Raw genomic sequence first — 24,172 nt, forward strand, 5'->3', positions numbered from 1 at the left:
CAGGGCCTGGTGCCTGTGCTGCTATCCGAGGAGGACAGGCACGGGCTTTATCTCAATCAAACGAAAGGAACCAACCATCATGGGACGTATCTGGAAGCTTGGCGACAACGTCAACACTGATGTCATCATTCCTGGACGCTACAACGTCACAACCGACCGCGCGCAGCTGGCGCGTTATTGTCTCTGCGAAGTATTGCCCGAATTTGCCCAACAGGTGCGGGCAGGCGATATAGTCATGGCAGGCCACAACTTCGGTTGCGGCTCATCACGCGAACACGCTCCGGCAGCTATACAGGCCTGCGGCGTGCAGGTCGTCATAGCCCGTAGTTTCGCCCGTATCTTTTATCGCAACGCCGTCAATATCGGCTTGCCCGTCCTGATCTGTGAAGAGGCCGTGCTAAATAGCGCCGATGAGCAGGAAATGGAGGTCGATCTCGCGCGCGGCATCATTTCCAACCGAACCACCGGGCAGATCTTCCAGGCCGAGCCATTAGATCCCTTCGTCGCCCGCATCGTCGCGGCCGGTGGCATCATCGAATACATCCGCCAGGAAGGAACCCTGCGATGATCCCGAAGCTCTTCGCCAGGAAGGAGCCGCTCGCATTACCTCCAACCGTCTGCGTCGTCGCCGGAGATGATGCCGCGCCCGAAGTCATGCATCCTGCTGTGGAGACCCTTCGTCTGCTCGCTCCCGGCATATGCTTCACCGGGGCGCTCAGTGGTCGTGAGGCCCTGGAGCGATTCGGCGATGCATTTCCAAAAGAGACGCGGGAGGCAATAGATAGTGCCGACTGCACGCTCTTCGGCGCAAGCGGTGGCCCCAGCAGGCCCGTTCTCTGGTATCTACGCTGGGGTAAAGAAACCTATGTCAATATTCGCCCCGTGCGCTGGTATCCTGGTTACAACAGCCCGATGGGCCATCCCGAACGCATCGATTACGTCATCGTGCGCGATAACCTGGAAGGTATGTATCCGCCTCGCGAGGGCAATCTTGCGGAGCTTGCGGCCTTACCCAGCAGCACTACATGGTGGCAGGCTCCCCCGCTAGAAAAACGGGGGAGCTACGCCGTCCGCATCTACACAGAAGAACAGATGCATCGCATGGCCGTCGCCGCCTGCGAGTTAGCCCTGTACCGTCAGGTCAATGGCTATCCTGGCCGCGTAACCCTGGGCGCCAAATACTCGATATTGCCGCGCACCGATGGCCGCCTGCGCGAAATCGTGCGCGAAACCGTGCATTCATATCCCGGCCTGAGCTACCAGGAATTCCTCATCGACGACCTGGCCCGGCGTATGATTGCCGAACCCGAAACGCTCGACGTAGTCGTCCTCTCCAACGAGCATGGCGACATTCTTGCCGACGCCGCCAGTGGCAGTATCGGAGGCCTTGGACTCTCACCCAGCGCCTGCTGCGGCGAATACTACGCCTACTTCGAGCCTGTACACGGCTCCGCGCCCGATATCGCCGGCAAAGGCATCATTAATCCCACCGCCATGTTATTATCCGGCGCTATGCTGCTCGACTATCTCGGCTATAGCGAAGAGGCCCGCCGGCTGGAGCGGGCAATACAGCAGGTCTATCATGAAGGGGAGGTCTTGACGCGCGATCAGCGAGGGAATGCAGGAACGATGGAGTTTGTGGAGGCGGTGCGTAAGCATTTGGATTGATGGGATACTGTAGGGACAGCGCCTTCTCCGCTCGACTTGCTTGAGTGTGATAGCACGCCGCCCTGCCTGGGGCAGGCAACCGCGAACAAGCGGCGTTGGCGAGGCGGGTAGGTGCCAGGTGCCTGTCCTCATTGGGATCACTTATTCTCCGTCTCGACTGTTGAAGTTCATCATAAAATTGCCTTTAGCTTTCCATAAAGGATGGTCGATTCTGTCCTCTTTCCCGGTTATACTTAAACCAGAAACGTCGTTAAGTATCAACTACAGAGAAAGAGGAAAACAATCATGACCAACATGCAGATGAAACTCGAACTGGTTATTGTCCCCGTTTCCGATGTTGACCGCGCCAAGGCTTTTTATACCGAAAAGATCGGCTTTAACGCTGACTATGACTTTCAAGTCCGCGAGGGCCTACGTTTTGTCCAGTTAACTCCTCCCGGTTCCGCCTGCTCGATTGCCATTGGGGATGGGATTACAGATATGCAGCCCGGGTCGCAAAAAGGTCTGCAAATGGTGGTGGAGGACGTGAGAGCCATCCGCGAGGAACTGCTCAAACGAGGCACTGAGGTGAGCGAGGTCGATGTGCAGGATTGGGGGCATTTCGTCTACTTTAACGATCCCGATGGCAATCGCTGGTCCTTGCAGCAACTCCCCAGGCGTGGCTAACCAGCATTTAGAAGTTCATGGGCCAGATTCAGAAGTGGAAGAGAGCAAGCGATCTGTTCTCTTCCACTTCCGCGAGCTTGTTGAGCCAGCTACTCAACCCGCAATGGCCCACGCCTCACACCCTCCCGCATCTCATCCAACTCCCCGGCAGGCACATACTCCACCCACCAGGTAGCTCCCGCCTCGGCCAGCGACTTGATCAAGGCGCGGTCCTGTTCCCAATCATCGCCACGGCTCCGCCCACCCAACATAACCTCATATGATTTTGCCCGCTGCTGTTCGCTTCTATGACTTTCGATGAATGACTTGAGTTCGCGCACTTCATCAGGCGTCCAATCGCTGAAATCGCCTGACCCGTGTTGCTTATAGAGACAACACCCATCATAACGCGCCGCCCGCAGCGATGGCCCTTTCAGCGGCCAGCCCCCGCCTACAATGATTGGAATACGTGGCTTTTGCACTGGCGCGGGCAAAAAAGTCATCTCATTCACTTGAAAGTATTGCCCCGAATAACTGAAAGGTTCTCCACTCCACAATCCCACAATGATAGCCAGCGCCTCGTCCAGCATCTTCGCCCGTTCCTTCGCCTCTCTCACCTCATGGACGCGACTGAAACCGGCCTCACCAGCATCACCCGAACCCACACCCAGCATAAAGCGCCCGTTCGACAATTCATCCAGCGCGACCGCCTCGCGAGCTACCTTCCATGGCCTTCGCCTGCTCAGCGGTGTCACCGACGTGCCTAAGCGCACTCGTTTCGTGCCAACAGTCATCGCCGCCAGCGCAATCCATGGATCGCACGTTGGCACCGCCCCATCGCTCTGATGCACAATGTAATCCTCGACAAAGACGCCATCCCATCCCGCTTCTTCCGCCAGGCACCCTAACTCGGCCAGCACTCGTGCATCCCCGCATACTCCGCCATTCGGGAGAGCAAGACCATACTGCATAGCAACCTCCTTGCAGAATAACCTGTAATACATTTGCTATAAACAGTATAGTCTGGCATCATGACATCTTCTGTCATATTTGCCTGACCCACGTGCGGGGAGAAACTTCTCCAAACATGAGTCATCCCAGCTTTTGACGAATGGGCTTGGAGAGGGCGACCACCAGGATGCGCCCTTACTATGACCGCGAAGCTTTCTTGTAAGGGATCGTCTCATAGTAAGGGCGACCACCAGGGTGCGCCCTCTGCCCTGGCCTCTGCCGCGAATTCGGGACTGAAACTAGGCGATAGTCTGCCCCGGCGTCATTTCGATCACCTCGACGCTTTCCAGGCCCAGTTTGCCCAACTCGTCCTTCAATTGTGCTGGCGTGCCGATCAGAATGGGGAAGGTGCCGTAGTGCATGGGAATGACATGCTTCACGCCCAGCAAACGTACCGCCAGCGCTGCCCCTTTCGGCCCCATCGTATAGAAATCGCCGATGGGCAGCATGGCAATATCAGGCGCGTACAGCTCGCGAATCAATTGCATATCTCCAAAAGCGCAGGTATCGCCCGCATGGTACAACTTGAGACCGTTCTCCAACTCGATCACATAGCCGACCGGCTCGCCTCCATACACCGTCTCCTCTCCCTGGCCGCTGATACCCGAAGAGTGGAATGCCGGAGTCATGGAAACGGTAATCCCCTGCACGTTCACGCTGCCCCCGATATTGAAGCCCACCACATTTTCGACGCCCTGCGAGCTGATCCAGCCCGCGGTCTCCACCATAGCCAGCACCTGGGCATGAAACTTCTGCGCGATCGGTACGACATCATTGATGTGATCAGAATGCCCATGCGTGACCAGGATCATATCCACTTTATCGAGCTGCCTGGCTTCAGCCGGGCTCTTCGGATTCCCCTCAATCCAGGGGTCAATCAAAATCACCTTGTTCTGCGGTGTTGTCACCTTGAATGTGGCATGTCCTAACCACGTGATCTGTGTTCCATTAAGTTGTGCCATACTACTTCCTCCTTTGGTATAGTAATCTCGTCCCTGCCCGCACTGGCAAAGACATGCTGCGAAATATCAATGACGCTCTGCCCCATCACCAGCGCCAGCGTGAAAATCGAATCGACCGGCGACTTGCCAGACTCAGGAAAAGCCCTGTAGGGACAGCGGCTTGTCCCTGTTCGCCTCGGGGCAAAGGGACAGGCACCAGGCCCTGTCCCTACAGGGCATTCCAAACGAATTGGTTCAAGTCCATGATTGGGGTCATATTTTGCGTCAATAAATAAAGTAAATCACATATTGCCGGTGGTTGTCACGTATACCTCTACGGATGTGCAAGATTTCCTGGTCTTCCAGGAAGCTCGCTCAATCATCGGGCAGGAAGGAATTGTGCAGCGTTCCTGTTCATAGTGCTTCCATTCCGCGGTCCGCGGCGACCTGACCGTCTTGCAACGGCGCATCCAGGAATTCAGTGAGCATTGGCAACAGGTAGCTCCGCGTCATGATTCCATGATAGGGAGGTGCCCAGCCCACATGCGTCGTGGCCGGAAGGATCGCGAGCGAGGATCGCGGCAGGCCGGCCAGATCGCCGTCTCCCTGACTACCGCCTAGCAGAGCAAAGAGTTCCAGCACGTGTGCCAGGCGCACGCCATCCGCATCCCCCACCAGGATCAGGGTGGGAGCTTTGATCCCTGCCACACCTGCTGTCCAATCATAGTCGGATGTCACCAGCTGCCTCACCTTCGCAACGAAGCCTGGCCAGCCCTCAGGCCTCGGCGAGGTTCGCAGATAAGCATCGTGGATGGGCGTTCCGGCAAACCCTTCAGGGCTTATCGCGCTCATAGCCACCAGGTCTTCAGGGTACCAGCCATCCCTTTTGAAAGCGGTCGAAGCAACCACCAGTTTCCGTACCACCTCTGGATGCCGGATGGCTGTTTGCAGCGCGACCCCACCTCCCAGGGAATAGCCGAAAATATCCGCCTTGTCCAGGCCGAGATGCCTGATCAGGGCCGCGATGTCGTCTGCCAGCCACTCGTAGCTCAATGGACGGCCGATATCGGCGGTATGCCCGTGTCCTTGCAGTTCCACGGCGATGACGCGCCGCGTTGCGGCAAGCTGCGGCACCAGTTCCCCCATCGCCTCAATAGTCCCGAAGGAGCCGGGAATCATCACCAGTGGCTCCCCGCTTCCATGAAGCTCGTAGTAGAGTTCCAGACCGTTGACCGGCGCGTAATTGCCTCTCTGGTCCTTGTTAGTAGTCATGCGAATCATTCCTTTTCAATGATTTGTACTGTCAGTATGTATGTCGGCACATTATGGATAATCACCGGTAATCACCGACTTGTCCTCTCCAATAAAATAGCATACTATAGTAGAAAACCTTTTCACAGGAACTAATATGTCTATACATTGGGAGAGAAGAAAACCATGGACATTCCTGTAGAGCAAATCAATCAGCTATTCGAACCCTATGACCCACAGCATTTATTGCTCCTCTGGACTGTCATGACCGTTTTCCTATTGATGGTCGCTATCATCGTAAGCGCCAGCGGCATCTATCCTACGCGCAGGAACTTCTGGCAGGTTGAACTGCTTGTCCTGGCCGGTGCTTATCTACTGAGCGCGGCCGGCTTTCTCTTATTTCACGTCAATGCTATATTTACCATCATGGCCGCCGTGTGTATCGCCTTTGTAATGCTCGGAGACGTGGGTCATAAAGAAAAGAATCCCTCTGCGGATGAGTATAGTGCTATGCTCTCTTCAAATAACCCCCTTCATTCAGACCCCGAACCCTGATAGATCACTCAATCGTCACTTTCGTATCCACAATCTCGCGCTGCCGGTACTCAGCGACCGGCCCATCAAGCGTTACAGTCTTCTCATCTCGTATATCAATGGAAGAGCCTCCAATGCTGAAAGTGAAATCTCCAGGCTCAGTCACAAACCGCATGCACGCATCATAGAAGGCGAGCCGCGATGGATGTACGCTAAATATTACTTGCCGCGTCTGTCCAGGTGCGAGAGCAACGCGCGCGAAACCGAGCAACATGCGCTGGGGACGCGCAACGGAAGCAACCACATCTCGATAATATAATTGTACTACCTCCTCACCCGCGCGCTCACCGCTGTTACCTACTTGAATCGAGACCTCGATCGGTTCAGTCGTCGTCTTCGCCTGTATGCGAAGATTGCTATAGACAAAGCTGGTATAGCTCAAACCATGCCCGAAGGCAAATAGCGGGGTTACCGGAGAATCGGTATAATCGCCGAAGAACATCACGTGATCGCCTCCGGCGCGTGTAGCGGCATAGTTTGGAATCTGCCCCACCGAGCGAGGAATGCTCACCGGCAAGCGACCGCTGGGATTCACTCTCCCGGTCAATACATCGGCCAGCCCGTTGCCACCCTCTTCTCCGGGGGGAAATAGCTGTAGCAGCGCGTTGGCTCTGCCGGCAATCTCTGTAAGCGTATGGACGCGCCCGCTGAGTACCACCACTACAACAGGTGTCCCCGTACTCGCAATCGCCTCGACCAGTTCCTCCTGCACACCGGTAAGATCGAGGCGAGTTGCGTCGTTCCCCTCGCCAACCGTCGCTGAACGCAGCAGACCGCTTCGTCCGGCGACCACAACGATTGCCAGTTCCGAATCGCGCGCCACTTTCACCGCTTCAACCAAGCCGCTGAGGTCGTCGCCCAGCACCTCACAACCCTTAGCGTAGCGCACCTCTACATCCTCCCCTAATGCTGCCCGCAGGCCGGCCAGCGGCGTAACATGTGGCGCGAAATATGGACCCGGCGCATAACTCCCGCGCGCTTTTGGAACGACCAGCCCCGTAGCCTCGAGATTTTCTGGCGCCTGGTAAATCATCTCAAGGTGCGAAGGATAGTGGTAATCGCCTTGCAGAAGCCGTTCGTCGTCCGCGCCCGGTCCGATAACCGCGATGCGCTTCACAGTAGGAGCAATTGGCAGCACTCCATCATTGCTCAGCAAAATGATCGACTCGGCAGCACCTTGACGGGCCAATGCGCGCTGTTCGGAAGTTTGAAAAACCGCGCCGGCAGCCTGCTCGTCAACATAGGGATTCTCGAAGAGTCCAAGCAGGAATTTGAGGCGCAGTACACGCCGCACCGCTGTATCAACAGCCCCAAGCGATACTCGTCCCGCCTCGATCTCAGCCCGCAATGGCGCCCCATAGCAGTCCATCGTTGGCAGTTCCATATCAAGCCCGGCCTGCAGAGCCATGCGAGCCGCCTCTCCAGGCGTTGCCGCCACATGATGGTGATCCATCAGCATCCTGACAGCCCCATAGTCCGCGACGACGACGCCATCAAAGCCCAGTTCCTCACGTAGCAAGTCATTCAGGATCGCAGGGCTTCCCGCGCAGGGAAGGCCGTCGACGGAAGTATAGGAGTTCATGACTGTAGCAAGTCCGGCATTGCGAATCACAGCGGCGAAAGGTTCGGCGTAGGTCTCCCGCAGCTCGCGTGGGCCTAGCTGGACAGGACCCCAGTTGCGCCCGCCTTCCGATAGAGCATAGCCAAGGAAGTGTTTCCCCGTAGCCGCGACTCCATTGGCAAGATCATTGCCCTGAAGCCCCTGAACGTAGGCTGTCCCTATTATCCCGGAAAGTACCGGGTCTTCGCCATAGGATTCCTCTACTCGTCCCCAGCGCGGGTCGCGTGCCACGTCCAGCACCGGAGCAAGCGCGTGCCGGGCGCCAACCGCCATCATCTGAGCACGGATGACCTCCGCCATTTGCTTCACAAGGGCGGGGTTCCACGTCGCGGCCAGCCCTATCCCCTGCGGAAATGTCGTCGCATCGCGATGGCAGAATCCGCCCGCGGACTCCTCATGAACGATGACAGGAATGCCAAGCCGCGTTTGTTCGACGGCAACACGTTGAATAGCGTTCATGAATGCCGCGCTTTCTCGCGGGCGCAGTCCCGTCGAGGCTCCAATGCGCGTAACTTGCCCAATGCCATGCGGCATCTTCTCGATGATCGTATCGGGATCAAGAACGCCCGTACTGACGAAAGCAGTACTCCACAGGCAGCCGAGTTGGGCCAGCTTCTCGTCGAGCGTCATCAGCGCCAGTAAGCTCTCGACTCGCTCCTCGACGGAAGCGCTCGCGTCGCGATAGGACAATGTAGTCAAATTTGAACTCCTCGTTATTTACTAAAGCCAGCAATCAGGCCGCTGAGTAACTGACGCCTCCCGAAAATGTACAGCAGGATGATGGGGACGGCGGAAAGGAAAACTGCCGCCAGGATTGCCGGTACATCGGTGGTAAACTGCCCCTGGAAGTTCCAGAGCGCCAGTGGCAGCACTCGCACATCCGGGCTTTGCGTCAACACGAGCGGGAACAGGAAACCGTTCCAGATCTGGATGGTCTCATAAATGATGACTGTGATCAATGCCGGTCGGCTCAGGGGAAGGACCAGCCCGCGTAAAATTCTAAAATCACTGGCCCCATCCAGAATCATCGACTCGTACAGCTCTTTCGGAATATCCCGGATGTACGTCACCAGCACAAGCACTGAGAGAGGAATACCGAAAGCCACCGAAGGGAGTATCAGCGCAAACAGCGTATCGTACAGGTGCATGTCACTAATCAGCGCGTAGATTGGTATAATCGTCGCTTGCAAGGGAATCGCCAGCCCTAATAAAAACAGGCGAAACAATACTTGCGTGAAGCGATTGCGAATCCGCGAAATGGCATAAGCCGCGAAAAGGGAGACGGCGACAATCAGCACAACACTGATAACCGTGACGAAAACGGAATTGGCGAAGTAAAGGCCAAAATCATTCTCCAGCGCATTCTGGTAATTCGCCAGCGTCGGATGCGCGGGCGGCAGCCAGGGGATATCGGTGAAAAAATCCGTTTGTGGCCGCAGGCTCGTCATAAACATATAAAGAATAGGAAAGAAGGCTATCACCAGCCAGGCGATGCCAAGCAGAGCAGGGATCATTCCCCATAATCGGCTCCAGCGCAAGGCTCGCTCCTCAGTCCGGTGAACAGCTTCGATAGAAGTTGTGTCTACCTGCATAGAATTCTCTCACCTTCTCATTATCTTGTCATCGTTGTTCTATAATCCCTCGCGCTGGCTTGACATCCTGGCAAAACCGGTGAAGCGCAAGAGGATGAGTGAGAGCAGAATGCCGATCACCGCCAGTAGCACCGCCAGTACGCTCCCATAGCCCACCGCTTCGTTCTGAAAAGCAGTAATATACATCTGGAGCGGCAATGTGCGTGTGGCGTAGCCCGGCCCTCCACCGGTTGTCACCCAGATGAGATCAAAGTACGTGAGCGACCCCGTAAGGATCAGCGTCGTAGAAGTAACAATTGTGTATTTGAGCTGGGGCAGCGTAATCGAGAAGAATTGCTGCATACGATTAGCCCCATCGATATTCGCCGCCTCGTACAGCTCTCTGGGAATTTGACGCGTGCCGCCCATATAGAGCAGCGCGTGAAAGGGAATGAACTGCCAGGCAATCAGGGCAACGATGACATAAAATGCCAGGCTCGGGTCACCCAACCATCCTCTCGTCAAGCCCGACAGTCCAATAGCATTGAGCAGTGTATTGAGCAGGCCAAAGTTTGGATCAAGGATTGATAGCCATGTCAAACCGACAGCAACCGTTGAGAAGAGCAGCGGTATGAAATAGAAGAAACCCAGTACCGAGCGATAACGCTGCGTGCCCGCCATAAAAACGCCCAGCAGCAGGCTTACCGGCGTTTGAATAACCCAGCTCAGCGCCATTAATTCAAGCGTGAGGAAAAGCGCGTGACCGGTAACAGAATCGGAAAATAGCGCGATCCAGTTTTGGATACCGACCCACACCTCCGGCGAAAGGCCATTCCATTGCGTAAAGCTGAGGTAGAGCGCAATGAACATCGGAAAAAGGGCAAAAAGCGCGTAAAACGCCAGCGCCGGCATCGTCCACAGTACTGCTATCCACTGTCCTCGTCGCATTTTCCTTGCAACCTTTATCGATGCATCCACGATGGCCTCCAATCTGGCGCCCACGCTCGCAAACGTCTATCCCGCCGGTTCCCTCGTGTCAAAGGTACCGTCCCGTTAATGATTTTTAACAGGCTCCTCGGTGCAGTAGAGGCGGGAGTGGTGCTGCGGCGGCGAGGGGGAGCTTGCTCCCCCCGCATCCACCACAACCCCGCCCCTATTGGTATCCGTAATCTCCATAGGTAAGAGACCTTGTGCCTGCTCTCTCCTCTCCGGTTAGAAAAACGGGAAAGTCAGAGCCCCTCAGCCCGAAACCTGTACCCTCTGCTCAAGCCGTAGTAATCGTCTGGTTCATATTGGCTGAGAATTGCTGCGGCGTAATCTGTTTCAGGAACAACTGATCAAGATTCGTGAGCAGCGCCTGTGCAGCCTGCGGCGACAACGCCTGGTCCCAGGATAACTGGTAATGAGGAGCGTTCTGCACAATATTGTAATTGAATTGCAGCCACTCGCTATTTGGCGCGTTCGCCAGCTGCGTTTGTATCCCCTGCACCGGCGGCACATCACCCAGGCCAATCAATTTCTGGATGTCATCATTGCCCAGAACAGCATCCTTGAGATAGGCGACGCAGCTCTGTGGAGACTTGGAAGCGGACGCAATGGAATAGTAATTGCAGGGATTTCCCGCCAGGTCCTTTGGATCGCCCGAGCCACCTTCAACAGCCGGGAAGAGGAACCAGCCAAGCTTGCCACTTTGCACAAATTGCGGGCTATTCGTCTCAAAAACAGGGAAGTTCCAGTTTCCCTGTAACATCATCGCCGCTTTCCCTGTGTATACCAGCGCCGCATCCTGGTTCGTATCCGCGACTACCGAGGCAAAAGACGAACCAAACGCCCCCATACTTACTAACTGCTGAATAGCAGCGTTGGCTTTCATAAAGGCATCTTGCGACCACGCGTTCGGTTGATTGGCGAAAACAGCATCAAATGCTCCTGGCCCGCCAAATCTATCGACAAGATACTCTTCATACATCAGGTACGGCCATTTGCTTCCGCCTGCCAGCGCAATCGGAATAACATTGTGCTGCTTCAACGTGCTGATAATATTCAGCAGGTCGTTCCAGGTTTGCGGGACCGTCAGGTGGTACTGATCGAAGATCGCCTTGTTATAGAAGAACATCACCGGCTGCATACCACTATTCGGCACCCCATAAATCTTGCCATTGAACGTAACGGACGACATCACCGCCGGCAGATAGCGATTCTGCCAGGATGGGTCCGCGTTCAAATCGGCGGTCATGTCGTACACATCGTTCGCGTCTATATAGCTTTTGAGAACGCCACCGCCCCAGCCAAAGAAGATATCGGGCGGATTATGTGCTCCCATTGCCACCTGCAATTTTTGCTTGTAGGGATCGTTCTGGAAGAAGTCGACGACCGCGTGGATGTTCTTATGCGAAGCGTTAAACGTATTCGTGATATCCTTCACGACTTGCTGCTCGCTGCCAGTGCGGATATCCCAGATAGTGATAGTCGCACTACCACTTCCCCCTCCCGTTGTCTGACTACTGCCAACTCCAAAGCAACCCGCCAGCGTTGTCGAGAGCGCCGCCGCGCCCGTTAGCTGGAGAAAGGTGCGGCGAGATATCTTTTCTTGCATCTTTTTGCCTCCCTGGCATCTTTGTCGCCCAGACTTTTTGTCAAGCCCGGGATAATCTAACATGATGATCTCGGATAAAGAGTCGCTCCATGTATTCCTGGGAGTTCCCGTCTTGCGAACAGCCTCCTTAGATGTTCCCAGATGCAGTACAGTAAGTAATGCTCTTTTGCCCCTCCTTTCTTTCTTGCAGCAGCAACTCCGATGGCTGCTTAATGGATTAGAGACTAATGCAAGCGCGCGCACGATTCGCGAACGACCAGTGTCGTCGTCAGCTCGACGCGCTTACTATCCAGCGGCTCCTCGGCGATCTGGCGTAATAGCATCGTTGTGGCTATCCTGCCCATCTCGACCAACGGTTGTCGTACTGTCGTCAGCGCCGGCGTCACGATTGAAGCGATGGGCACATCATCGAAGCCGATAACGCTCATTGACTCAGGAACACTGAGGCCGCGAGCGCGTAACGCGCTATAGACGCCCATCGCCTGTGTATCGCTTCCGGCAAATATCGCCGTGGGTGGCTCCGGCAAGTCCAACAACGCGCAGGTCTGCTCGTATCCTGTCTGCTGTATAAATGCACCTGGGCGTATTAATTCTGGATCAATAGCTACCCCGGCATCTTCCAGGGCCGCTCGATAACCCGCAATGCGATCCCGGCTGCACCGCAATGCTGAATCACCACTGATAATCGCGATGCGCCGGTGCCCAAGCGAAAGCAGGTACTCCGTTGCCATACGACCACCAAGCCAGTTCGTCGCCCCGACCGATGGAACATCTGCCCCCAGTTCTCCACGGTGGTCCACCACCACAAACGGGATTTTGTTGCGCAGCAACATATCCAGGCGATTCGATTGGCCATGAGCCAGCACCAGAATTGCCCCATCCGTCGCGCCATCAATTACTTTGGCGAGCCATCGCTGCTCAAATTGCACAGAATCATGCGTGAGCGAAAGCGCCAGCCGTAGCTCTGTGCGCTCCAGCACCTCTTCAACGCCGCGCACGATTTCTACCGAATAAAGCGTCGCCAGGTCGGGCACCAGCATATCGATAATGCCACTGCTCTCTTTCAAGGCATTTCTCACCCGGCTGCGTATAAAACCACTCTCTTTGATCACCTGCTCCACACGCTCCCGCGTCCCTGGCGCCACATCTGGCCGGTTATTCAAGACACGCGAGACAGTGGGAACAGAAACCCCCGCTTTTGCCGCAATCTCTGCGATAGTTCTGCGTTTAGATGCTTCCTGTTTCATTTTCTGAAAATATTCGGCTCCTTATGATAAAAATTTTCTGAAAAACTTTCGGAATATGTATCTAGTATTCCCGAAAATTTTCCATTTGTCAATAGGTCGCTTCCTTTCCTGGTGATTCCCCAGAAGTGAAGTTGTGCAGCGGCCCCAGCTTCCGTCATCCAGCCTGCTTCTTGACAATCTCCTGATAAATTGGCACAATTGCCCAAACCACACAGAACGCGAGGAAAGTTCATACATGACGAATCAGTTCAACGCGCCAACCGAAACGCTTTCAGCTACTCAGCGCACCATCAGCGCCGCGTTCCAGGGCGAACGTGGAGCGTTCGGCGATGAGGCCGTGCGAGCATATTTTGGCAAAGAGGCTCAACCCGTTCCTTGTCGCAGTTTCGCAGATGTGTTCCGTGCCGTTGCCACGCGCCAGGTTGAAGCCGGGCTGGTGCCTGTAGAAAATTCCCAGGCCGGCAGTATCAACGAAGTGTACGACCTGTTGCGCCAGTATGACCTTTTCGTCACCGGGGAAATCAGCCATCCCGTCAATCACTGCTTGCTGTGCTTACCGGGTCAACAGTTGAGCGATATTCGCCGTGTCATCTCGCATCCGCAGGCGCTGGCACAGTGCGATGCTTTTTTGCGCACACTCGACGTGGAAATTGTCGCGACCTATGATACCGCCGGCAGCGCCAAAATGGTGCGACAGGAGAATCTGGTGGGGGTAGCGGCCATCGCCGGAGCTGGCGCGGCGCAATTGTATGAATTGGAGATTCTGGCCCGCGATATCCAGACCATTAAAGATAACTATACCCGTTTTATTGCCCTGGGGCGAGAACCGGCGCGTCGTCGTGAGGGTGAGGCGAAAACCATGCTGGTGATGGCTACTGCCCATCAACCCGGCTCTCTCTATACATGCCTCGGCGTCCTGGCCGAAAAACAGATCAACCTGCTCAAATTGGAATCCCGACCCTCGCGTCATCGCATCTGGGAATACGTCTTCTATCTTGACTTTGAAGGCCATCGCGACGACCCACACGTGTCGGCAGCGCTGGCCGATCTAGCCGCATATACTACATTTTGCAAAGTATTGGGATCGTTTCCCAAAAATACATAAAGGATAATTTATCATTGATTTTTCATCTTCGCCGCCAGCCCCGGTCGCAGCGAAACCGCCTCGCGTAGATAGACATGCTGCATTTCTGACGCGCCGCGCGTCGTATTGACGTGCAGCAGGACGCGAATGCATTTCTTCAGGCTCTGCGGCACCGGAATTTCGCGCATGCATATCAGTGCGACCTCATCCCACCCCAACGCTCGCGCTGCCTCCGCAGGAAATGCCGCGTCCACGTCCTCTGTCACCGTAAAAATGGCACTGGCAATATCTTCCACCTGCAAGTCGTTCTGTCGCACCATCAATTGTAAAAGCTCCATCGTCGCCTGTAAAATTTCTTCGCGCTCATTCCGTTCGACCGTCGTAGCCCCCCGGATACCCCTGCAATACATCATATCTCCTTAGAAATAGTTTGAGAAAGAGCTAGAGGCAAAAGCGAAATGCCTTCGCTCGCGCCCATTCATTCGCGGCTCCTCCCAGGAAACCAATAAATCGTGCCACTCCATTGGGGCCACGATTGCTTGAGTCCTAAGCAACCAGCATCTTCCCCTCCAATAGCTGGTTGATGATGCGCGTTTCATGCACAATCGCTTGCAACTGCTCCGGAGTAATCGATTGCCGTCCATCGCACAATGCGCTGTTCGGATCGCGATGCACCTCCAGGATCAGCCCATCCGCGCCCGCGGCGATCCCCGCGCGTGACATCGTCGGCACCAGTTCGCGCCGCCCCGTGCCATGGCTGGGATCAACAATCACCGGCAGATGTGTCAGTGTCCGTAAGAGCGGAATGCAGGCCAGGTCGAGCAGGTTGCGGGTATGCGTATCAAAGCTGCGGATACCGCGCTCGCACAGGATCACATGCGGATTGCCCGCCGCCACAATGTATTCCGCCGCCAGCAGCCATTCATCAATCGTGGCCGCGAATCCCCGTTTGAGCAGCACCGGACGCCTTCGCCTATCGCGACCCGTGGCGAACAACAGCGGGAAGTTTTGCATATTGCGACTGCCAATCTGCAAAATGTCGGCATACTCAGCAACCGCCTCGACCATCTCCGGCTCCATCACTTCCGTAATCACCGGCAGCCCCGTCAGTTCGCGCGCCTCCGCCAGCAGTTGCAGCCCTTCGATACCCAGTCCCTGGAACTGGTAGGGAGACGTGCGTGGCTTGAACGCTCCTCCGCGTAAAATCTGCGCCCCCGCCTCCTTGACTGCCTGTGCCGTCTCCAGTAACTGCTCTCTACTCTCAACCGCGCATGGTCCCGCAATCACCATCGCTGCCGCACCGCCGCCAATGCTGACCGGTTGGCTCCTGCTCGCATCGCCCACCTGGACAACGCTCTTCCCTGCTTTAAAGGCCGAACTCACCAGTTGATATGGGGTGCGTACCTGCACGATCCCCTCCACCGCGCTCTGATTCTCAATGGCCATGCATGCCTGCGCATCCAGTTGACCATCATCCAGCACAATCAGCTCGCGTTCGTCGATAATCGTCGAGTGAGTTGGTCTCCCATTGCCGGTGATCTGGCAAAGAAGCGCCGCCAACTGGCTACGTTCCTCGCTGCTCACCCGCTCCCGAAGCGTAATAATCATAGTGTTTTCCTTTCTAAAAGTCCAATAATAGCTAAAAAGCGCTCCCCGATCCTCCATCCCGTATCTCTTTCGACTGCGCAAAATAGCCCTCAAGCGTATCATCACCGGTCGCAATAAGCGACCGTAGGCTCGCCAATTCCATCACCAGCGCGTCAATCCTGTCTATGATTGCCTCCCGGTTTGTTAAGCAGATGTCCCGGTACATCACCGGGCTTCCTGCCGCTAGCCGCGACATATCCCGGTAGCCGCTAGCCGCCAGTTGAGACATTCGCGCCCATTCCTCATCCTGGCCCAACATCCGCACCAATGCCGCTGAAACCACAAATGGCAGATGACTGACGCCTGCCACCAGGCGATCATGTTCCTGTGCATCCAGTACCAATGGCTGTGCTGCCAGCCCCCTTACTAGCTCGCTCATCTGTATCACAGCAGCGGTAGGCGTATCATATGCAGGCGTCAAACAATACGTACAACCCTCGAATAGTCCTGCATCAGCCGCTTCAATCCCCGAACACTCGCGCCCGGCCATCGGATGACCGCCCACGAATACCGCGTGCGCGGGCAACAATCTCCTTGCCCATTCGATGACCTGTGCCTTCGTACTGGCTGTATCGGTCACTAATGTACCTGGCTTGAGAGCCGGCGCGATACGCTCGAACAGGGCCGGCATCGCCCCGATCGGTGTCGCCAGTATCACCACATCGGCCTGCCTGACAGCCTCCTCAGCCGTGGCAGCGCAATGCGTGATCGCGCCACGCTCCATTGCGCCACGAATAGCATCAGGATAAGCATCATACCCCGCGATTTGCCCCACCAGATTCGCCTGCCGTATGGCAAGTGCCAGCGAACCGCCGATCAGACCCAATCCCAATATCGCTATTCTCTTCATGGCAACACCTTTCAAACAAAAACTGTGAGCAAATAAAAAAGCAGAGGCTAAAATCCTCTGCTTCCCTCCGGCCTGTCTTCAGGCCTCTGGAGTCGTTTTTTGCGCAACCCAAAAGGCCCTTCGTCAAGCCGGAGGGCTAAAATAAAACCAATATGCGTATGTGTGTTTCAGTTGGGTTCGCAAGTCAGTATTCATGATGGCAAATTGTACCTGTAACTGATGCTTTTTGTCAAGTGTTTTTTTCGCAGACTACCTTGACATCCCCACCCCATTCCTCTAAACTCACCACAAGATCACAAAACTGATCCCGAAATTCTTGCGAAGTGAGTAGGAAACAAACGTGGAAGTTAACGCCGCTGGGGCGCTTACTCTTAAATCCGGCACAACCTCTTCTCAAGCAATCATTGCATGGGGTGGCCTCCAACGGCTGCCGGAGATACTGCATGCCTCTGGACTGCCCCACAGGCTATTCATTGTCACCGATGCGAACGTCGGAGAACTCTATGCAGGGCTAACCCTGGATACACTACAACAAGCCAGCTTTGCTCCCAACCTGCTGACCATTCCGGCAGGAGAATCGAGCAAATCACTGCTTTACTGGCAGCAAATTCTGGACTGGCTTGTAGAAAATAAAGCGGAACGCCAGGAGCCACTCCTGGCCCTGGGAGGGGGAGTCGTCGGCGATCTTACCGGTTTTGCCGCGGCAAGCTATCACCGTGGCATCCCTCTCATCCAGATTCCCACCACCCTGCTCGCGCAGGTCGACTCCGCCATAGGCGGCAAAACCGGCGTTAACCATCCAAAAGGCAAGAATCTCATCGGCGCCATCTACCAGCCCAGGCTCATCATCGTAGACCCCGCCTGTCTCCTGACCCTTCCCGACCGCGTCTACCGCGAAGGATGGGCCGAAATCGTGAAGTACGGCATGATTCTCGATGCCGAATTATTTGAACTCCTCGAAACCCATGCCGCTTCTCTTTACGCGCGCAAAGGTGACCCCGCGCTGCTGACCAGAATCATCAGCCGCTGCATCCAATTGAAAATGGACGTGGTCTCGTCAGATGAACGGGAAACCGGATTGCGCACGATTTTAAATTATGGTCATACCTTTGGCCACGCGCTTGAAGCACTTACAGACTACGGTGCCTGGCTGCATGGCGAGGCCGTTTCCATCGGCATGGAGGTCGCCGCTCATATTGCCGTCTCAAAAGGGCTGCTCTCACCCGGAGATGCATTACGCCAGCGACGGCTATTGCAAGCGCTCGGTTTGCCCACCCATTGTTCTGGCCTGGACATCGAAGCTCTTCTTATAGCTATGCAGCGAGACAAGAAGGTCCAATCCGGGCGCGTGCGCTGGGTTCTGCCTACACATATAGGGCATGCCGCTATCTATCATGATATTCCATTAGATACGGTTCGGAATGCCATAAACACTGTGCAGGCGGTACAATAAAGAAAAGCATGGCTATGCTATTTCTACTGCTGATGCCATTCCAAAAAAGAGGTCATTACTCATGTTTAGATTTCTCACCTCCGGCGAATCTCATGGACCGGGACTTACTGCCATCGTCGAAGGTATCCCCGCCGGTTTGCCGCTTTCGACCGAAGATATCGATCCACACCTCGAACGCAGGCAAGGAGGATATGGCCGCGGTGGAAGGATGAAAATCGAGAAAGATAAGGTCATCTTTCGCTCAGGAGTGCGCCACGGCCTCACACTCGGCTCACCCATCACCCTTGAGATCGAGAATCGCGACTGGCAGAACTGGCAGGTCAAAATGAGCGCCACCCCCGTGGATGAACCGGTTGAAGCCGTAACGCTCGTTCGCCCCGGACACGCCGATTTCGCCGGAACCATAAAATATGGACATCAAGATATCCGTAATGTCATCGAGCGTTCCAGCGCCCGCGAGACGGCGGCAAGAGTCGCCGTCGGCGCCGTTTGCCAGACCTTTTTAAGACAATTCGGCGTCGAAATCCATAGCCATGTCCTCTCTATTGGTTCCGTTGGTGATAGTGATGCTTCCAGAAGCGCTATCAGTAACTCTTTCTCACCTGAATATTGGCAGCAGGTCGAGCAATCCCCCGTGCGTTGCGGCGATAGCGAATTGACAGACAAGATGATTCGTCATATTCAAATGTGCAAATCACTAGGGGAGACCTGTGGCGGCGTATTTGAAGTGGTAGCCACAGGTGTACCAATTGGCCTCGGCAGTTACAGCCAGTGGGATCATCGCCTCAGCACGAGGCTGGCTGCCGCTCTGATGAGTATCCCATCCGTCAAGGGCGTTGAAATAGGCGCAGGCTTTGCATCTGCCGCTCTACCTGGCTCCCAGGTGCATGACGTGGTTCAATGGAGCGACCAGCAGGGCTGGCAGCACCTTTCAAATAACGCTGGCGGCATCGAAGGCGGCATCAGCAATGGAGCGCCAATCGTCCTACGAGCGGCGGTCAAGCCCATTTCAACGCTCGCCCATCCCCTGCCCACGATTGATATACGTTCACGTGAGAATGTAGAGAAAGGACGTTACGAACGCAGTGATGTCTGCATCGTCCCTGCCGCCGGAGTCGTCGGCGAGGCAATGCTGGCCATCGCACTGACTGAGGCATGGCGAGAAAAATTTGGGGGCGATAGTATGGCCGAGTCACTGGCAAATTATAACGCCTATATAGCTACGACCGGCGCTCACCCTCAACCTGAAACTGGCGAGAAGACAAAACAGGAGTGACACATGCGCCAGTTGCCAACCGGTATTTTAACACTCTTTTTCACCGACATCGAAGGCTCAACGCGCTTATTGCAGCAACTCGGTGACAGGTACGCCGGAGTGCTCCGCGATTGCCGCCGCCTGCTGCGAACATCATTCCAGCTTGGAAACGGCTACGAAGTCGATACCCAGGGCGATGCCTTCTTCGTCGTCTTTGAACGTGCCATTGATGCCGTGACATCGGCCATTACCGCCCAGCGCGCCCTCTTCACTACCGCCTGGCCGAACGAGGCGCAGGTGCGCGTTCGTATTGGCATCCACACCGGCGAACCGCAACTGGCCGAAGAAGGATATATCGGCCTGGATGTCCACTGCGCCGCTCGTATCATGAGCGCCGCTCATGGAGGACAGGTGCTGCTTTCCCGGTCAACACGCGACCAGGTTATGCCTGATTTGCCACCCGGTGTGCGCCTGGATGAACTCGGGCAATACCATCTCAAAGACATCGCCGGCCCGCAAGAACTCTTCCAGGTCGTCGTTCCTGACTTGCCCTCCGATTTCCCACCTCCTTCAGCCTTGAGCATACTCTATCCTATCCAGAATTTGCCGGCCCCGGCTACATCTTTCGTCGGTAGAGAACACGAGGTCGCGACCCTCTGCGAGCGCTTGCGCCATCCAGAGGTCCGTCTGATCACACTGTTGGGTACGGCAGGCGTCGGAAAAACTCGCCTGGCCATTCAGGTCGCCACGCAACTCGCGGACCTGTTCCCAAACGGCGTCTGCTTTGTGCCTCTCGAACAGGCAAGCGATGCTGCTGGCGTCGTGCCTGCTATTGCCCAGGCGCTTAACATCTCACCGGAAAAGGGCCTTTCACTCCTTGAGCAGCTAAAAATCAGCCTCCAAAAACAATCATTGTTACTGATCCTGGATAACTTTGAACACGTGATACCTGCCCGTCGTGTTGTCGCTGACCTGCTAACCGCCTGCCCCAGGCTAAAGATACTCGTCACCAGCCGCATCATGCTCCACTTGCAAGCGGAACACCTGTTTGAAGTGCGCCCCCTGGGTCTGCCCAGCCCGGCGCAATTACCCGATCTCAGCATTCTGCGGCACAATGCCTCGATCTCACTCTTTGTGCAGCGCTCCCAGGCCGTTCAACCCGACTTCCGCCTGGCACAGGAGAACGCTGCCGCTATCGTCGAAATTTGCCGGCACCTGGATGGTATTCCGCTTGCCATCGAACTCGCCGCGGCCCGTTCGCGCTATTTCACCCCCCAGGCTTTGCTCTCAAATCTGGAAAAAGGCCTCGCCTTCCTGCAGGCGCATTCTCAGGACTTACCGGAGCGCCAGCAAACCCTGCGCGGAGCCATTACCTGGAGCTACAATCTTTTACAAAGTTCGCAACAGCGTGTATTCCGCCGCCTCAGTGTTTGTGCTTCAGGCATAACTTTAGAAGCTGCCGCGCAGATTTGTACCGCAAGCGGCCCAATAGATGAGGATATCTTGGAGACGCTAGAGGCCCTCGTGGATCAGAGTATGCTGCGCATGCAGGTTCTCGAGCGCAATGAAATACGATTCTGGCTCTTGCAGATATTGCGCGAATATGGTTTAGAACTCCTTGCCCAAAACGGAGAATTGGAGACCACACAGGATGCCTTCGCCCTATATTATCTCTCCTGGACAGAACGTATAGCTCCACTGCTGCTTGGAGCAGAACAAACAGACTGGTTGGATCGTCTCGACCGTGATTATGAGAATGTACGAACCGCCCTCGAATGGCTATTGGAGCATTCCGGGCAAGAAAACGTACGGGCGGAACAGGCCTTGCGACTCTGTATAGCACTCATGTTTTTCTGGGAAGTGCGCGGGCACATCGGCGAAGGGCTGGCATTTCTCGAGCGCAGTCTTGCTCATAGCCAGCATGTCGCGCCATCCATACGCGCGCAGGCCCTGCACGATGCCGGCTTCCTGGCATTAATGCTCGATGAGAATGCGCGCGCCGAGGCATTCCTGCGCCAGGGCCAGCTCGTATTCCGCGAGACCGGCGATAAAGCTGGCATGGCCAATATCTTGCGACTGCAAGGAACGCTTGCCCTCGTCAAAAATAATTATAAGGTCGCCCGCCGCCTGCTCGAAGAAGCCCTGGCAATCTTTCGAGAACGCGGCGATGTACACCGCACCATCGCTACTCGCGATTCATTAGCCCAGATCGCTATCGCCCAGGGCGACTACGCCAGAGCGCGTTCGCTCCTGGAAGAGAATCTCGCTTCCTATAGGGCGCTGGGTGAGCAATATAACGCTGCCTATCAGCTCTATCTACTGGCACGCGTAAATTTTCTTTCCCGCGGAGAGCTTTCAAGAGTCCGCTCCATGGCGCAAGAGAGCCTTTCCCTCTTTGAAGAAGTCAGGAATGAGCGGCTTGCGGCATATGCCCGCAATCTGCTAGGGCAGATTCTGCTCCTGGAAGGAGAGGATACCACAGCAAGCACAATGTTCGAGGAAAGCCTGGCGGCTCTCAAGACTATGGGTGATCGTTCCGGTATCGCAGAAGTCCTCCTGAATCTTGCTCGCCTGGCGGCTTATCAAGGCGATACCCAAACCGCCTTCGCCCGCTGCACAGAGAGTTGGAACCTGCTTCAGATCATCGATTCGAAAGAACTGAGCGCCGCCTGCCTGGAAACATATGGAGAAATTGCGGTGCGGGATAGGCCACAACTGGCAGCGCGCCTATGGGGAACCGCCGCCACACTACGCGCAGCGATTCTGGCACCCATGCCTCCAATCTATCGCGCAACCTACTTAGCAGCAGTCACCGCGGTCCGCAATCGCCTCGGCCAGGAAGCTTTCCAACACGCCTGGTCCGAAGGCCACCACACGCCTCTCACACATGTGCAACTTGCCGGAGCGACCTGATACGGTTTGCGCTTGCCCGCATCCTACGCCTCTCGCACCCGTGCAGCTTGCCGAGGCACCGTAGGGGCCGATTTATTGCGCCCACCGCCGATGTATCGGCCCCCGCTCCCTGTTGAAATTTGACGACCCAATCGGTAAGGACCCCCAGGCCATGTCATTCTTCGCTGCGCTCAGAATGACACCGTGGCGAAACAGATTCTTCGCGGAGTTTCCCTTCGAGCGAAGCGAAAGGCTTAGCATGATACGAGATGGTCGTCAACATTCTATAGGGCCAGCAGCTCGTCCCTGTCCTGCCTGCCCTCACCTGGAAACCAGGTTGATCGCCGCGCTATCCGCGGAGCTACTTGTCTCCGAAAGTTCCCCGCTCCCCAACACCGCGTCCACAATCGTAGTCCCCTCAAGAGAGGCCCTGGAATAGAGCGAACCTCTTAAATCAGCACCGCTAAGATCGGCCTCTCGCAAGTCCGCGTCAGTCAGATTGGCCAGGTAGAGGTCTGCACCGTGCAGGTTTGCTCCCTTAAGATTTGCTTTTCTAAGGTAGCTCCCGCTCAAACACGCACCGCTCAGGTCTGCTTCTCTCAAATTCGCCTCTTGTAAATTGGCCTCTCTCAGGTTGCAGTCTTTAAGAATGGCCGCATGTAGATCAGCTTTCATAAGTAAAGCTCCGCTCAAATTCGCCTTACTTAGATCACATCCGCTCAGGTTTGCTGAATCAAGTATAGTGTCACGCAGCACTGTTTCACCCAAATTTAGCCCGCTGAGATCAATCCCACTGAGATTCATACCGCTCAGGTTAGCTCCACTAAGTTGAGCGCCTCGTAGTTGAAACTCGTGCAGGGCAACTCCCCGCAGATCGGCTCCCCGCAGATCCACACCGCTCAAATCCATTCCACTGAGAATCACACCATCAAGATAGCAGCCACGCAAGTCCGCGCCATGTATGAAAGCTCCGCGCAGCGTGGCTCCTTGCAGTATCGCCTGCTGGAGATTCGCCCCGCTAAGATTAGCCTGGATGAAACTTCCCCCACGCAGCGAAGCCCCTCTCAGATCAGCCTGCGAAAGATTGGCCCCATTGAGTATAGCCACATTGAAATCAGCCTGCGAAAGATTGGCGCCCCTGAGGTTTCCCTCGTAAAGGTTCGCCCCGAAGAGTTTCAAGCCCCTGAGATCGGCCTGCTCCAGATTACATTGAGAGAAATCCGCTCGATAAAGAATAGCACCGATAAGGATTGCTCCACTCAGGTCAACCTCTCTTAAGTCTGCCCAACTCAGATTAGCGAATCGCAAGTCTGCCTGGCTGGCGCTTGCTCGAAAGAAAATAGCCTGGAGCAAATTAGCGCCATTCAGATTCGCTTTATACAGGTGGGCCTCGCTCAAATTGACCTGGTAGAGATTAGCTGCGCTCAAATCGGCATTGCTCAAGTCTGATGCATGCAGATCTGCGCCTACCAGGTTCGCGCGCGAAAGATTGAAACCATTCAGCTTGCCCCGCGAAAGATTGGCCCCGCTCAAATTAACCGCAAGCCCTGGATTCTTTTCTCTCCACGCATTCCAGGCCTGAAAACCCTCTTTGAGTAGACGAAGTTGATATCGATCTGCCAGGAAAATCACCTCCTCACGGCCCGCACCGTAGGGGCCGATTGATCGCGCCCAGCGCCGATTCATCGGCCCTTGTGGGATCATCATGTGAATTGATTAAACCGCACTGACTCTTCACAAAATATTCGTTTTGTCGTTCCCCAATAAATGAACGCCACTTGACAAGAAGCACTGCGCATTGTAGAAAGAAACAATGCTTGAGTAAGGCTCAGGTTAGTAAATTCTG

Annotated in this window: 20 protein-coding genes; 8 read left to right on the top strand and 12 right to left on the bottom strand. The window is 55.4% G+C overall.

Annotation, left to right across the window (positions count from 1 at the left end; translation table 11 throughout):
- Nucleotides 1-79: 79 nt before the first annotated feature.
- From VFA09_03385 to VFA09_03395, 3 genes are all read left to right on the top strand, one after another.
- The gene (locus VFA09_03385) at nucleotides 80-568 is read left to right on the top strand and encodes a 3-isopropylmalate dehydratase small subunit (GenBank protein HZU66295.1); all 489 of its coding nucleotides are present in this window, start codon (nucleotides 80-82) and stop codon (nucleotides 566-568) included.
- Nucleotides 565-1,668: an isocitrate/isopropylmalate family dehydrogenase gene (locus VFA09_03390; GenBank protein ID HZU66296.1), complete on the top strand. Its 1,104-nt coding sequence runs from the start codon at nucleotides 565-567 to the stop codon at nucleotides 1,666-1,668. The genes VFA09_03385 and VFA09_03390 overlap by 4 nt, the downstream gene beginning before the upstream one ends.
- Nucleotides 1,669-1,953: 285 nt before the next feature.
- Nucleotides 1,954-2,334 carry a glyoxalase superfamily protein gene (locus VFA09_03395; GenBank protein HZU66297.1) on the top strand — a complete coding sequence of 127 codons (381 nt, stop codon included), beginning with the start codon at nucleotides 1,954-1,956 and terminating at the stop codon, nucleotides 2,332-2,334.
- 89 nt (nucleotides 2,335-2,423) lie between these two features.
- Here the strand turns inward: VFA09_03395 and VFA09_03400 are convergent, their stop codons facing one another.
- From VFA09_03400 to VFA09_03410, 3 genes are all read right to left on the bottom strand, one after another.
- On the bottom strand, nucleotides 2,424-3,284 hold the full coding sequence (locus VFA09_03400; GenBank protein ID HZU66298.1) for an LLM class flavin-dependent oxidoreductase: 861 nt from the start codon (nucleotides 3,282-3,284) through the stop codon (nucleotides 2,424-2,426).
- 279 nt (nucleotides 3,285-3,563) lie between these two features.
- The gene (locus tag VFA09_03405; GenBank protein ID HZU66299.1) at nucleotides 3,564-4,286 is read right to left on the bottom strand and encodes a metal-dependent hydrolase; all 723 of its coding nucleotides are present in this window, start codon (nucleotides 4,284-4,286) and stop codon (nucleotides 3,564-3,566) included.
- A 393-nt stretch (nucleotides 4,287-4,679) separates the two neighbouring features.
- Nucleotides 4,680-5,537: an alpha/beta hydrolase gene (locus VFA09_03410; GenBank protein HZU66300.1), complete on the bottom strand. Its 858-nt coding sequence runs from the start codon at nucleotides 5,535-5,537 to the stop codon at nucleotides 4,680-4,682.
- 165 nt (nucleotides 5,538-5,702) lie between these two features.
- Here VFA09_03410 and VFA09_03415 point away from each other — a divergent pair, with 165 nt between their 5' ends.
- Nucleotides 5,703-6,071, top strand: coding sequence for a hypothetical protein (locus tag VFA09_03415; protein HZU66301.1), 369 nt, complete (start codon nucleotides 5,703-5,705; stop codon nucleotides 6,069-6,071).
- A 4-nt stretch (nucleotides 6,072-6,075) separates the two neighbouring features.
- Here the strand turns inward: VFA09_03415 and VFA09_03420 are convergent, their stop codons facing one another.
- The 5 genes from VFA09_03420 to VFA09_03440 all read right to left on the bottom strand — a co-directional run bounded on the left by VFA09_03420 (nucleotide 6,076) and on the right by VFA09_03440 (nucleotide 13,145).
- The gene (locus VFA09_03420; GenBank protein HZU66302.1) at nucleotides 6,076-8,430 is read right to left on the bottom strand and encodes a glycoside hydrolase family 3 N-terminal domain-containing protein; all 2,355 of its coding nucleotides are present in this window, start codon (nucleotides 8,428-8,430) and stop codon (nucleotides 6,076-6,078) included.
- 14 nt (nucleotides 8,431-8,444) lie between these two features.
- Nucleotides 8,445-9,323 (bottom strand): carbohydrate ABC transporter permease, encoded by an 879-nt coding sequence (locus tag VFA09_03425; protein ID HZU66303.1) that lies wholly within the window; start codon nucleotides 9,321-9,323, stop codon nucleotides 8,445-8,447.
- Between the two features lie 39 nt (nucleotides 9,324-9,362).
- Entirely contained in the window at nucleotides 9,363-10,250 is an 888-nt protein-coding gene (locus VFA09_03430) for a sugar ABC transporter permease (GenBank protein ID HZU66304.1), read from the bottom strand.
- Nucleotides 10,251-10,566: 316 nt separating this feature from the next.
- Nucleotides 10,567-11,898 carry a substrate-binding domain-containing protein gene (locus tag VFA09_03435; protein HZU66305.1) on the bottom strand — a complete coding sequence of 444 codons (1,332 nt, stop codon included), beginning with the start codon at nucleotides 11,896-11,898 and terminating at the stop codon, nucleotides 10,567-10,569.
- Nucleotides 11,899-12,122: 224 nt separating this feature from the next.
- Nucleotides 12,123-13,145 carry a LacI family DNA-binding transcriptional regulator gene (locus VFA09_03440; protein HZU66306.1) on the bottom strand — a complete coding sequence of 341 codons (1,023 nt, stop codon included), beginning with the start codon at nucleotides 13,143-13,145 and terminating at the stop codon, nucleotides 12,123-12,125.
- 235 nt (nucleotides 13,146-13,380) lie between these two features.
- Between VFA09_03440 and pheA the strand changes: the two genes are divergently transcribed.
- Complete coding sequence (gene pheA, locus VFA09_03445) at nucleotides 13,381-14,250, top strand: prephenate dehydratase (GenBank protein HZU66307.1); 870 nt, start codon at nucleotides 13,381-13,383, stop codon at nucleotides 14,248-14,250.
- An 11-nt stretch (nucleotides 14,251-14,261) separates the two neighbouring features.
- On the opposite strand, the gene aroH is transcribed toward pheA, so the two are convergent.
- The 3 genes from aroH to VFA09_03460 all read right to left on the bottom strand — a co-directional run bounded on the left by aroH (nucleotide 14,262) and on the right by VFA09_03460 (nucleotide 16,726).
- Entirely contained in the window at nucleotides 14,262-14,642 is a 381-nt protein-coding gene (gene aroH, locus VFA09_03450; GenBank protein HZU66308.1) for a chorismate mutase, read from the bottom strand.
- Between the two features lie 133 nt (nucleotides 14,643-14,775).
- Nucleotides 14,776-15,837, bottom strand: coding sequence for a 3-deoxy-7-phosphoheptulonate synthase (aroF, locus tag VFA09_03455; protein HZU66309.1), 1,062 nt, complete (start codon nucleotides 15,835-15,837; stop codon nucleotides 14,776-14,778).
- Nucleotides 15,838-15,868: 31 nt separating this feature from the next.
- Nucleotides 15,869-16,726: a prephenate dehydrogenase/arogenate dehydrogenase family protein gene (locus tag VFA09_03460; protein HZU66310.1), complete on the bottom strand. Its 858-nt coding sequence runs from the start codon at nucleotides 16,724-16,726 to the stop codon at nucleotides 15,869-15,871.
- Between the two features lie 340 nt (nucleotides 16,727-17,066).
- Between VFA09_03460 and aroB the strand changes: the two genes are divergently transcribed.
- The 3 genes from aroB to VFA09_03475 all read left to right on the top strand — a co-directional run bounded on the left by aroB (nucleotide 17,067) and on the right by VFA09_03475 (nucleotide 22,347).
- A complete protein-coding gene (gene aroB, locus VFA09_03465) occupies nucleotides 17,067-18,179 on the top strand; it encodes a 3-dehydroquinate synthase (protein HZU66311.1) in 1,113 nt (370 codons plus the stop codon).
- Between the two features lie 61 nt (nucleotides 18,180-18,240).
- Nucleotides 18,241-19,455, top strand: a complete 1,215-nt coding sequence (aroC, locus tag VFA09_03470) for a chorismate synthase (GenBank protein HZU66312.1) — start codon at nucleotides 18,241-18,243, stop codon at nucleotides 19,453-19,455.
- 3 nt (nucleotides 19,456-19,458) lie between these two features.
- Entirely contained in the window at nucleotides 19,459-22,347 is a 2,889-nt protein-coding gene (locus tag VFA09_03475) for an adenylate/guanylate cyclase domain-containing protein (GenBank protein ID HZU66313.1), read from the top strand.
- A gap of 300 nt (nucleotides 22,348-22,647) precedes the next feature.
- Here VFA09_03475 and VFA09_03480 read toward each other — a convergent pair whose 3' ends face one another.
- Nucleotides 22,648-24,033: a pentapeptide repeat-containing protein gene (locus VFA09_03480; protein HZU66314.1), complete on the bottom strand. Its 1,386-nt coding sequence runs from the start codon at nucleotides 24,031-24,033 to the stop codon at nucleotides 22,648-22,650.
- Nucleotides 24,034-24,172: the final 139 nt, after the last annotated feature.

The organism is Ktedonobacteraceae bacterium, assembly GCA_035653615.1.
In the GTDB taxonomy this organism is placed as follows: Bacteria; Chloroflexota; Ktedonobacteria; order Ktedonobacterales; family Ktedonobacteraceae; genus DASRBN01.